This window comes from Bacillus sp. ISL-4, assembly GCF_018613275.1.
Classification (GTDB): domain Bacteria; phylum Bacillota; class Bacilli; order Bacillales; family DSM-1321; genus Peribacillus; species Peribacillus simplex_E.
The window spans coordinates 187015-199570 of record NZ_JAGGQN010000010.1; the positions used below are offsets into that span (position 1 = coordinate 187015).

Genomic DNA, 12556 nt, shown 5'->3' on the forward strand with positions numbered 1-12556 from the left:
AATATTCACTGTCTTTTATATTATCACAGATGGAAATTAAGAAGCAAAAAAAGGACCGCGTTTTCACGCGGCCCTTTTCGGTTAAGCACCCGTATGTAATGGTAGAATTACTTCACTGCATCTTTCAGCGCTTTACCGGGTTTGAATGCTGGCACTTTGCTAGCTGCAATTTCGATTTCGTCACCAGTTTGTGGGTTACGGCCTTTACGAGCCGCACGTTCACGAACTTCAAAGTTACCAAAACCTATCAATTGAACTTTATCACCGTTTTTTAGAGCTTCTAAGATTGTATCAAAAACAGCATCAACAGCTTTTGTAGCGTCTTTCTTAGAAATTTCAGTTGCTGTAACAACTTCATTAATTAATTCTGTTTTGTTCATGCCATTCACCTCCTCCCAAAAGGGATCTTTATAAAAAATCATTATTACAACACTATAATAGTGATTTGATATTAGTTTCGGTCAAAAAATTTTCATTCCCTGGCAATCATGGATTACCAAGCCCGATTAATTTCCAAATAATTCATCCGAAAATTTATAAATAGGTTGAAATCGCTGTTATAACGCGTTTTCTGTATGTAGATTATCACAAATCCTATTAGCTTAGCAAGGGAATTCAAAAAATAATGGGAATCTTTTCATTAATAATTGTATATATTATAAATTTTGTCTTTCGCTATTCATCATTTCCCTTTTTTATAGAAATTAAACTTATTATATTGCTGAAAATCGCTTTACCACAGGGTTTTTTCAAGATTATACTAAAAAACGGCAGATCATTTCAAATATTAGTATTCATAAATGATATTTTTCCATCGATCCGCCGTTCATCCCATGCAAAAAGACCAATCCATAAATGGAGTTGGTCCAGCTTTTAAACGTTTTCTATAATATGATGGCAATCAATCCCCCACTGCCCTCATTAATAATTCTCTCCAGTGTTTCTTTCAATTTATAGCGCGCATTGTCTGGCATCATCGCTAATTTCACTTGTATGCCTTCCCTTACGTAGGAACTTAAGCTTCTGCCAAAAATATCGGAGTTCCAAATGGAAAGTGGATTGTCTTCGAAATCCTGCATCAGATACCGGACTAATTCCTCACTTTGCTTTTCCGTACCGATGATTGGCGAGAATTCGGATTCGACGTCGACCTTGATCATATGGATGGAAGGAGCTACGGCTTTTAGCCTGACACCGAACCTGGCTCCCTGACGGATGATTTCCGGTTCATCAAGACTCATATCATTAAGGGATGGGGCTGCAACACCATATCCAGTTTGTTTGACCATTCTTAATGCATCGGCCACCTGATCATATTCTGCTTTAGCATACGCAAAGTCCTGCATCAATGATAACAGATGATCCTTGCCCCGGATCTCTACACCGACAATTTCCTTCAGGATTTCATCATAGAGTTCATCAGGGGCGTATAGGTCTATTTCTGCAACACCCTGCCCCATCTCAATGCCTGCAAGCGCGGCACGGTCAATGAACTCGAATTCATTGAAATGACCGACTACACGATCTACATCCCTCAGACGTTTAATGTCCTTGACGGTCTCTTTGACCGCGTCCTGGTAACTTTCCCTCAACCAATGATCCTCGCGCAGAACCATTACCCAGCTCGGGAGATTAACATTGACCTCAAGAACAGGAAATTCGTACAGGGCCTCGCGCAGTACACTATAAACATCCGATTCCCGCATTCCTTCGACACTCATGGCCAATACAGGGATATCATACTTTTCCTGCAGGGATTCCTTCAGTGCTACCGTATTCGGGTGGTGGGGCTGAACGGAATTGACAATCATGATAAATGGCTTGCCAACCTCCTTCAATTCTTCGACAACCCTTTCCTCGGCCTCTAAATAATCACTTCGCGGAATTTCTCCTATCGATCCATCTGTCGTAACGACTACGCCTAATGTGGAATGATCCTGAATTACTTTGCGAGTACCGATTTCAGCCGCTTCATTGAACGGAATCGGTTCTTCATACCAAGGCGTGTGAATCATGCGGGGACCATTCTCATCTTCATACCCTTTAGCCCCGGGTATTGTATAACCGACACAATCGACTAAACGGATGTTCACGTCGAGGCCTTCAGCTACTTGAATCGATGCTGCCTGGTTCGGTACGAATTTTGGCTCCGTCGTCATGATCGTCTTTCCGGCTGCACTTTGAGGCAATTCATCCTGTGCCCTGGCACGGTCCGCCTCTGACGGAATATTCGGAATGACGACTAGCTCCATGAATTTTTTAATAAATGTGGATTTCCCAGTCCTGACGGCACCGACCACCCCCAAGTATATATCGCCACCGGTCCGTTCAGCTATATCTTTAAAAATATCTACCTTTTCCAAGGTATCCCCTCCCGAATTAGAGTTTTGGGATTTCGTTTATCCATTTGCATTTATTTAGGACATTATATATCTATGATGTTGTCCTAAAAATTTATTCCAATTATTTCCCTGGTTCAATCCCTTCCTCCACCAGAAATTTTATATAAGGGTTGTTATTTTAAAAGTAAGATGAAATAAAGATAAAAGAAATAACCCTTCCCCTACAATATATTTTGCAGAAGAAGGGTTATGCCTATTTTGTAAGAAATATTGGATTATTTGTTTTTCCATCAATTGTATATGGCAATGAATAGGCAGGGACTAACTCCGAACTCTGAACCAGCAGTTCCCGGATATCTTCACCTGGCTTAATTTCCCCCTCATGCTTCTTTAATGCCTCAAGTAAATCCGGGGTATAATCAACAAAAATACTGCCTTGACCATCGACTACAAGATATAAGTCTTTTTGTGAAAATGGGCTCGTGACCGTCGGAGCTTCCTTCAGGCCCATTTTCTCATAATCAAGAGTGAAGACATTATCGGATAACCTTTCCTTAAATGGCGGGTAACCGTTGCTTTGCTGATAAGCAGTCAATCTCAAGGAAACATCCTGAATCTTCTGCGCCATCCTGACATCCAACAACTTTACAGTCGGATTCTTTTCAACATTTACGAGGATGTATTGAAAGACGCCTCCCGATTCAAAGGCATTGTCTGGCGGTTCAGCCATATACCTCGGTGAAATCTTAGAAAATTTTATGACATATTTTTGATAAATCGGTGTTTCAGCATCTTTTGTAACGATGGGCAGTATGCCGCCTTCATCTTTCTGAAATTGATCCACTGCACTTTGGACTGATTGTATTTGCTCTTTATAAGGCAGTTGGTTTTGCATTTTTTGCTTCTCCGGATATAAGCAGCCAGATAATGATACAGAGATGCATAATAAACATAATATTTTGAAAAAATTTCTCATCATTTCTCCTCACCTATCAAGTGGTTGGCCCGCTAAGAACAACGATAAGGATGATCAAGCCGGCTAGAATCATAAGTATGTATGCGATAATTGCTGTCAAGACTCTCCAAAAACCTTTTAATTTATAACGGCTTAAGTAGATTAGAAATATAGAGATAACCATAAAGCCCATAGCTATAAAGGATATCCACATTTTTTGCAGAGCAGGTGTCATATCTTTATCACTCCTTTTTCCAGAAATTATTATAACATACCAAATTACGTTAAAGGAATTAAATCCTTGTCCAATCTGTGTAATTCCCGTTTTCATGACTCATTTTCATGAAAAAATTTCTGAGGTGCAGTAATAAAACGAAAAATATGTAAGTAATTCCGACACCCCTCCCTCCAATCAAAAAAAAACAGCCCAAAGGCTGTTTTTCTGCTTACTTAAATTAAGATTGAAGCGTCGGCAAGACCTCTTTAAACGCTTTAATGACTGTATCGACTTCATCCAACTTAATAGTCAATGACGGCTCAATCCTTATTGTTTTGGAATTTATGAGCGTACCTGCTACCAAGATGCCTTTATCAAAGAGGGCTTTTGAGAATTCATAACCCACTTCATCTTTATGGAACTCAATACCAATCATCAAACCTTGGCCGCGGATCTCCAAAACCTTATCTTTGTGCTCATCAGCCACTTCCCTTAACCCATTTAAGAAGTATTCACCAACTTCTGCAGCACGCTGCGGTAAGTTTTCTTCCAAAAGTACGTCGATCGTAGCAATGGCTGCAGCACAAGCCAGTGGATTTCCGCCAAATGTCGTAGTGTGCATGAATGGATTGTCGAACCAGCTTTTAAACACTTTCTCATTGGCTACAACAGCCCCTGCAGGCATTACTCCGCCGCCAAATGCTTTCGCTAAACAAAGAATGTCCGGAACTACATCATATAGCTCGGAAGCGAACATTTTACCTGTACGGCCCATTCCAGTTTGCACTTCATCCAATATTAATAATGCATCATATTCGTCACATAATGCCCGAACCTGCTTTAAATAACCTTGTGGAGGAAGGATGACCCCACCTTCACCCTGGATTGGCTCCAATAGTACAGCAGCAACATCTTCACCGACCAACGCACAACTTTCAAACGTTTTTCTCATCATATCCATATCACCAAAAGGTACATGACGCACACCTGGGATCAATGGAATGAACGGTTTTCTGAACATGCCTTTTGCCGTTGCCGATAGTGAACCAAGGCTTTTCCCATGAAATGATTTTGTCGTGGAAATGATCGTGTGTCGGTCACTGTACATTTTGGCCAGCTTAAGCGCTGCCTCCACGCTCTCGGTACCGCTATTCGTAAAGAACGAGTATTTTAGATCTCCCGGCGTGATTTCGGCAAGGATCTTGGCAAGCATTGCACGTAATGGATCAAGTAAGTCCTGGCTATGAAGGGCTTGTCTTTGCAATTGATCGGTTACAGCCTTTACAACTTTAGGGTTACGGTGGCCTACATTATAAATACCAAATCCACCTAAACAATCAATATATTTTTTTCCATTTACATCCGTAAAACAGGAATCTTGATCAGACCACTCAACCGAAGCGAATTGTGTGTCTTTAGTGACTGTCTTGCGGTATTCCAAAAACCCTGGGTTTACATGGTCACGGAAATTCTCGACCGTTTCTTTTGTTACCCACTGTGCATCTTCTTTTGAAATTTCTTTTTGTTCGATTAATTGAAGCACTTTTTTAATATAATCTTGGGTTGCTGATTGGTTAGCTTGAGTGTTTTTACTTTCTACGTTAATTGACATTTTTTTAATCTCCTTTTTTTATAACTATATTGGATGGTTAATTAAGATTGCTTCTTTATGAAAATTTGATGCTTACCTCCCTTTTTTCTTATACTTATTAATCAAGCAAGAACCATGCCAAGTTAATTAACCAATAAAATCGCATTTCTTTTTGATAAATCACTCCGATACTATGCAAATATGCATAGCGTTATTTCACTTTGCATAATCATCTTTGAAAATCATTAATAGCTTCCCTAATGCCGTCAATAAAAATAAAAGCCGTTGCCAAGTGATTTTCATCACTCGGCAACGGCTTTTATTTAAAATGCATTGTTTTCGATTTTCTTACTCTGTTCAGCTAACACTTTTTGATACTTCCTGCTCACTGACGATTGACTTATCCCGAGCGCTTTAGCCGCTTTGGTCGTGGTTTTATACTGTTTCATGGCAAGCATGATCAATTGTTCTTCGACATGATCTTGTGCTTCCTGCAATGGAAGAATTCTCGTAATGATGGGTTTCGTTTGTTTAAAGTCACTGCCTACAGGTATGAACCTTTGAATGAAGTCAGCATCGATCATCTCTTCATCTGCAGAAACAACCAATCTTTCTATCATGTTCTGCAACTCACGAATGTTCCCCGGCCAGGTATAGACTTCCAGTATATTTAATGCATCGGGGGAAAAGTGGTAATTCCGCTGATACCTTTCATTCAGTTTTTGCAGGAAATGAAAGGCTAGCGGTGGTATATCCTCCGGCCTCTCCCTTAAAGGGGGCACATGTATGGGTATGACGTTCAATCGATAGAATAAATCTTCTCTGAACGTGCCCTTCTCGACCATTTTTTCCAGACTCTTATTCGTGGCTGCAACAATTTGAACATCAATGGAGATGGGCGTAGTGCTGCCAATCGGAATTACTTCCTGTTCCTGGAGGACCCGCAGCAGTTTGACTTGCAGATGTATTGGCATGTCACCCACTTCATCAAGGAATAAAACACCTTTATTGGCCTGTTGAAAGTATCCTACCTTCCCATTTTTATCCGCTCCTGTAAAGGAACCCTTCGTATAACCAAACAATTCACTTTCGAGGAGGTTTTCCGGAATCGCCCCGCAATTTATCTTCAGGAAAGGCTGTTTAGATCGCCTGCCCATTTTATGGATGGCTTCGGCTATCACTTCTTTACCTACTCCCGACTCCCCATTGATTAATACAGTAGATGAAAAATGAGCAATTTTCTTGACTTGGCTGATTATCTGCTCCATTTTAGGACTTGCAAAAACCAACTCTTTATAAAATTGATCTTGTTTTTTGAAAGAGTCCAGTTCTTTCCTCATTTCATTTAATTCCGATTTCAATTGGGTCGTTTCCGTTATATCCCTTGATGCAATGACTATTCGATCTATATCGCCTTTTTCATTGAACACAGGGGTACCCACGGATAGGACTTTCTTATTCATTTTTGTATCCTGGACAATCGATACTTTCTTTTTTTGGTCAAGGACTAACCGGGTGACCGAAGGATTAAAAATCCCTTCATCTTCTAATTGCAAGAGATTCTTCCCTATATAATCTTTTAAGTTCTTCCCCCAGAATCCTGAGATGATGCTGTCACTATAGCGCAGCAGCTCTCCTTTTTGATTGACTACAAGTATTTCATCATAGATATTCGCCAAAATGGCATTCAAGTCTTTATTCGAGCTTTTTATCAATTCTATTTCCATGGCCATTTCCTCAACCATCGGTAAATCCTGAACGATGATGATCAGGCCTTCCACTTCTTTTTCATGGTTCAGAATCGGGCTATAGTCGACAAGCACACTCATGGCATCAGTAATCTCCAGCTGATTCAGAATACTGCTCCCGCTGGCAAACACGCTATGTATATGCTGCTTATTGAAGATGTTCGCAGCAGGTTCATTAAGGACTTGATCAGAAGGCTTTTTTATCATCTTCAAGCCTGATTCATTAAAGTTCACGATATTTTTTTCTTTATCAGCCACAAAAATCCCCATAGGAATGGAGGTTAAAATCACATTTAGCAGGTCTAAATTTTGTTTGCTGTCCTGCTTGAATAATTCAGCTAATACATCTTCCCTTTTTACATAACCGGTTAGCAGGCCATCATCCGTTTTTATCAGTACGATAGGTTCACCGATAATTTGAAACAGAAGCGGCAAGGATATGTTGGGGTGCAATTTACAGACATTATCAATCGAAAAAGCATACTGTAAAAGCTGATCGACTGTCGTTATTTTTTCATTTAACGGGAGGTCATCCATGCGGATATACGCAAACACTTGATTTTCCTTCATAAGAAAGAAGAAAGGTTCTTGTATCTCATGAATTTTTTGGTCTGAAAATGTAGGCTGATCAATTGTTATAGTTATGAATGGTCTTATTTTATCATCCGGAATAGATAACACATTTTCACTCTCCTTTTGTAACCTAACCTATATTTTATCACAATTCTGAATTGCAAGATAAAAAATAACATGCACCATTAATCAATATCCATCATTTACCTTTATTCGTTCCACAACAAAAGGGTCCTTTAACGGACGCTTTTGACCTAAAAACCTGGTATGCACCTTAGACTTATTTTATAAAGGACCGTTCACCTTTTCTTAGCCTTTTTCATACGCCTGCTTGTTATGATTCGAGGATGGTCGTCCTCGCCCAAGGCTTTTTATAAAGATAGGGAGCTTCCACCATACCGTCATTACGGTTCCATACCTGTTTCAAAGTTTTAACCATGAATAGCAAGGCGACTCCCCATGACATTGACAAACGTCACAATAATCAGTAAATTCAGGATCCATCATAAGCCGGTACAGAAGTAATGCTGTAAAGAAAATGCGGAACAACAATTAATTGAATGAATGAATTAATCCATCAGTATCGACTTACCTACAAGAAAACCGGCATATGTACGCATATACCAAACCTGCCGAAGGAATGATTTTTCCATTACTGTACGCTGTGCAAAGCATCACCATAAACGAGCAAGCAGGCTCCCGGAACCATACCAAGTGACATATTCTTGCTCATAAATACTGAACACAAGTCGCTGACGCCATGAACGAAAATAGAACAACAGGCATGGGGATTAACGTCTTCTTCATTTTCTCATCAGCCATATAACAACCACCCTTGTTTCATGAATACAATAGATTCACTGTGCTTTTTCAAAATGGAATAGCGGAGGGGATTCCGTCAACCATTTTGTCCGAAACAGAAGATAGCCAATCCCAATTACCGCCCAGACAATTCCTAAAATTAATGAACTCACCTCGAGATTAAGCCAAAGGATGAAGACCGAAGCCGCGCCTAATACCGGGGAAAGAATAGTTGAAAGAAATCCTTTAATCGTTCTGAAGCTTTTGTTTCTTATTGCGTGGACGATTACGCAAATATTCACGAAGGTAAAAGCGATTAAAGCCCCAAAGTTTATGAGGGAAGCGGCTGTAACCAAATCAAGGAATAAGGCAACCATTGATATGGACCCGACAAATATGACATTAAAAAATGGCGTGTTGTATTTGGGGTGGATAAACCCAAATAGTTTTTTCGGGATCATTTGGTCACGCCCCATGACATATAGCAATCTAGAAACACTAGCATGAGATGCAAGACCGGAGGCAAGGGTACCGCATAAGGTTCCTGCAAGAAAGAAAGCCTGAAATAACTTCCCGCCAACGAAAAGGGCAATTTCCGGAGAAGCTGCTTCAGGATCGCTAAAACGGGAAACATCCGGGAAAAATAACTGTGTAAAGAATGATGCCGTCACAAATAACCCCCCTCCGATAAGGGCAGTCAAAAAGATGGCCCGGGGAACCGTTTTGGATGGATTCGATGTTTCTTCCGATAAAGTAGTGACTGCGTCAAACCCCAAGAATGAAAAACAAAGGATTGTAGCACCAGATATAAGCGTCGACATTTCCAAATGTGGCCCGAAGAATGGCTGAAACGACAAGACCTCTCCATTGCCTTCTCCACTCATGACTCCTTTAACGACAAGTGCCACAAAAATAACGATGACCAACATTTGAAAAAAAACAAGGAAGCTATTAAAGTTGGCTGCAAAATTAACATTGAATAAGTTAATGACTGTCATTAAAAGGACAAATGCCACCACCCATATCCACGGGTATACTTCCGGAAAAAGAGCAGTTAAGTATATTTTTGTTAAAATGCCGTTCACCATCGGTAAAAATAAATAATCAAGTAACGAAGACCACCCGACAAGGAAGCCTAAATGTGGATTAATCGTTTTTTGTGTGTAAGTATAGGATGAACCTGCCTGTGGATAGATTTTCACCATTTTTCCATAACTGGATGCAGTAAACAACATCGCTGAAAGAGCAATGACATATGCGGTTGGCACATGCCCCCCTGTTTTTTCGGAAACTATCCCGAATGTATCAAAAACAACCATCGGCGTCATATATCCAACACCAAGCAATACGATATGCCATAAGTTTAAGGACCTTTTCAGTTTACCTGTTTGCATGTATCATTCCCCTTCCTTTTTTAGCGAGAAAAGTAAACCAACTTTTCTGGCCTCCCTTATAATTCTTTGGTCATATTACACTTCGCAATTTTCATACCAAAAAAAATAGTCGATTTTTAACAAAAAACAAGGAAATATGTAGAATGATTTATGCAATACTGAATAAACCATTCAGTATTGCATAAATCCACAGAGAACAGATGATTTTTTGACCATAAAAAAAAGCAGAAGATATCTGAATATCTTCTGCTCATTTGACTAAATCCCCCGTGCCGAGGTCAAATTACTAGTTTACTTTCGTTGCATTGTATGCTGATACATGGCAAGGCGCATCATCAAATGCCTAATTTAATGAAATTCTTTTATGAAAATCAACAAATTGGAGGTTAATCCTGCTGCCTGCTATCCAATATGTTATAAAGTTCTTCCATCTCATTCGTTTTTGAACGATTCATCAAAAGGTCAACAGCCTTTTTCACTTCTTCCCCATTGAATAAAACATCGTACAAGACTTCTGTGATCGGCATGTTCACTTCGTACTTTTTGGCTAGTTGATAGGCAGCTTTAGTGGTTCTGACACCTTCAACGACCATACCCATGTTTTCCAAAACTTCTTCAAGCTTTTGCCCTTTACCAAGCATATTCCCAGCTCTCCAATTACGGGAATGAACGCTTGTACAAGTGACGATCAAGTCGCCAATCCCAGTTAAACCTGAAAACGTAAGTGGGTTAGCCCCCATGGCCACCCCTAGACGGGATATTTCAGCCAATCCTCGTGTCATTAATGCAGCCTTGGCATTATCCCCATAGCCTAAACCATCCGTAATGCCGGCAGCCAAAGCAATGATGTTCTTCAATGCCCCTCCGATTTCAACACCAACCATGTCCGGATTTGTATATACACGGAAATTATTATTGATAAAGATGTCCTGAACCCTTTCGGCAGCCTTCATATTCTTTGAAGAAACGGCAACTGTTGTCGGGTGACGCAGACTTACTTCTTCCGCATGGCTCGGTCCTGAAAGAACCACTATATCCTTAAGCCATTCAGCCGAAGAGACTTCTTCAATCATTTCTGATATACGAAGCAGTGAATCAGGTTCAATTCCCTTACTCACATGAACGATTGTCAATGGTTTATCATGAGCCTCTTCAATCTGGCCAAGCACTTCCCTGTAAGCTTTGGTCGGCACAGCCAAAATAATTATTTCAATCCCGGCCAACGCTTCCTTAAGGGAAGAGTAACCTTTAATCCCCAAAGGCAATTCAATCCCAGGCAAGTATTTTTCATTCGTATGATTTTGATTTATTTCATTGATTTGTTTCTGATTATGTCCCCACAATCTCACTTCATGCTGGTTATCGGCGATTACGAGCGCTAAAGCAGTTCCCCAGCTCCCAGCTCCAATCACTGCGATACTTTCTTTATCTTTCACCATGATATAACCACCTTTACTATTTTCTCTGGCGTCCAAAAATTCGTATTGGTGTTCCTTCAAAACCAAAGGCATCCCTAATTCGATTTTCTAAAAATCTCTCATATGAAAAATGCAATAACTCCGGATCGTTAACGAATACAACGAAAGTTGGCGGCTTGATCGCTACCTGAGTCGTATAATAAATTTTCAAACGGTTGCCATTATGAGTCGGTGTCGGATTCATCGCAACGGCATCCATGACCACTTCATTCAAGACATTTGTCTGAACCCGGATAGCATGATTCTCACTAGCCTGATCAATGACCGGAATTAATGTATGTGTCCGTTTTTTCGTTAAGGCAGAAAGATAAATGATTGGCGCATAATCCAAGAATAGGAAATGGGCACGGATATTTTCTTCAAAATCCTTCATCGTTTTTTCATCTTTCTCGATGGCATCCCACTTATTGACGACGATGATGACCGCCCTACCCGCTTCATGGGCATATCCGGCAATTTTTTTATCCTGCTCACGAATACCTTCTTCGGCGTTCAGGACCACAAGAACAACGTCTGAACGCTCAATTGCCCTTAATGCACGAAGTACGCTATATTTTTCCGTGCTTTCATACACTTTACCTTTTTTCCGCATCCCTGCTGTATCAATAATGACATATTCTTTGCCATTATATTTATAAGGAGAGTCAATCGCGTCGCGAGTCGTACCTTCAATATCACTTACAATGACACGTTCTTCACCTAACAATGCATTGACCAGAGATGACTTACCTACGTTCGGTCTTCCAATCAAGCTGAATTTAATGACATCATCAGCATAATCCTGGCCGCTGAAATTAGGGAAATGTTTGGCCGCTTCATCCAGAAGGTCACCAAGACCAAGTCCATGAGACCCGGAGATCGGGAATGGATCCCCAAAACCTAACGCATAGAAATCATAAATTTGATCTTTCATTTCTGGGTTATCGACTTTATTTACTGCAAGGACAACTGGCTTTCTCGATTTATAGAGTATCTTAGCTACTTCTTCATCAGCAGCCGTTACCCCTTCACGACCATTCGTCATAAAAATTATCACATCAGCTTCGTCGATGGCAATTTCAGCCTGCTGGCGAATTTGTTCCAGGAACGGCTCGTCACCGATATCAATTCCACCTGTATCAATTATGTTAAAATCATGTGTCAACCATTCACCAGAACTATAAATCCTGTCCCGAGTTACTCCAGGAACGTCTTCGACAATCGAAACCCGTTCTCCAACTATTCTATTAAAGATTGTCGATTTTCCCACGTTCGGACGACCGACTATCGCAATTACCGGTTTTGGCATTGCTATTCACCCTTTCTGCTACTATATCTCTGTCAAAGTCACGAAATTCATGAATGCATTTATTACGGTTGCTTTGCATTATTGATTTTCATCATTTCCTTTTAAAGGAAATGGCTGTATCCATCATCATTTAAAGGAATTTTTCATCAGTAAGAAAATCCTAACTGAT

Annotated in this window: 10 protein-coding genes; all 10 read right to left on the bottom strand. The window is 40.3% G+C overall.

The window, feature by feature from the left end; genetic code table 11:
* Window positions 1-107: 107 nt before the first annotated feature.
* Window positions 108-380: an HU family DNA-binding protein gene (locus J7J00_RS07255; RefSeq protein ID WP_034308023.1), complete on the bottom strand. Its 273-nt coding sequence runs from the start codon at window positions 378-380 to the stop codon at window positions 108-110.
* Between the two features lie 504 nt (window positions 381-884).
* A complete protein-coding gene (gene spoIVA / locus J7J00_RS07260) occupies window positions 885-2363 on the bottom strand; it encodes a stage IV sporulation protein A (protein WP_214789416.1) in 1479 nt (492 codons plus the stop codon).
* A 232-nt stretch (window positions 2364-2595) separates the two neighbouring features.
* Complete coding sequence (locus J7J00_RS07265) at window positions 2596-3321, bottom strand: hypothetical protein (protein ID WP_396020503.1); 726 nt, start codon at window positions 3319-3321, stop codon at window positions 2596-2598.
* A gap of 13 nt (window positions 3322-3334) precedes the next feature.
* Window positions 3335-3532, bottom strand: coding sequence for a DUF2768 domain-containing protein (locus J7J00_RS07270; RefSeq protein ID WP_048681698.1), 198 nt, complete (start codon window positions 3530-3532; stop codon window positions 3335-3337).
* A 220-nt stretch (window positions 3533-3752) separates the two neighbouring features.
* Window positions 3753-5126 (bottom strand): putrescine aminotransferase, encoded by a 1374-nt coding sequence (locus J7J00_RS07275; RefSeq protein ID WP_214789422.1) that lies wholly within the window; start codon window positions 5124-5126, stop codon window positions 3753-3755.
* Between the two features lie 302 nt (window positions 5127-5428).
* Window positions 5429-7534 (bottom strand): sigma 54-interacting transcriptional regulator, encoded by a 2106-nt coding sequence (locus J7J00_RS07280; RefSeq protein WP_309487150.1) that lies wholly within the window; start codon window positions 7532-7534, stop codon window positions 5429-5431.
* Window positions 7535-7760: 226 nt separating this feature from the next.
* Window positions 7761-7892, bottom strand: coding sequence for a hypothetical protein (locus J7J00_RS27940; protein ID WP_286201223.1), 132 nt, complete (start codon window positions 7890-7892; stop codon window positions 7761-7763).
* 391 nt (window positions 7893-8283) lie between these two features.
* On the bottom strand, window positions 8284-9621 hold the full coding sequence (locus J7J00_RS07285; RefSeq protein WP_214789425.1) for an APC family permease: 1338 nt from the start codon (window positions 9619-9621) through the stop codon (window positions 8284-8286).
* Between the two features lie 386 nt (window positions 9622-10007).
* Window positions 10008-11060: an NAD(P)H-dependent glycerol-3-phosphate dehydrogenase gene (locus J7J00_RS07290; RefSeq protein ID WP_214789428.1), complete on the bottom strand. Its 1053-nt coding sequence runs from the start codon at window positions 11058-11060 to the stop codon at window positions 10008-10010.
* 16 nt (window positions 11061-11076) lie between these two features.
* Window positions 11077-12387 carry a ribosome biogenesis GTPase Der gene (der, locus tag J7J00_RS07295; RefSeq protein ID WP_098370788.1) on the bottom strand — a complete coding sequence of 437 codons (1311 nt, stop codon included), beginning with the start codon at window positions 12385-12387 and terminating at the stop codon, window positions 11077-11079.
* Window positions 12388-12556 lie beyond the last annotated feature (169 nt).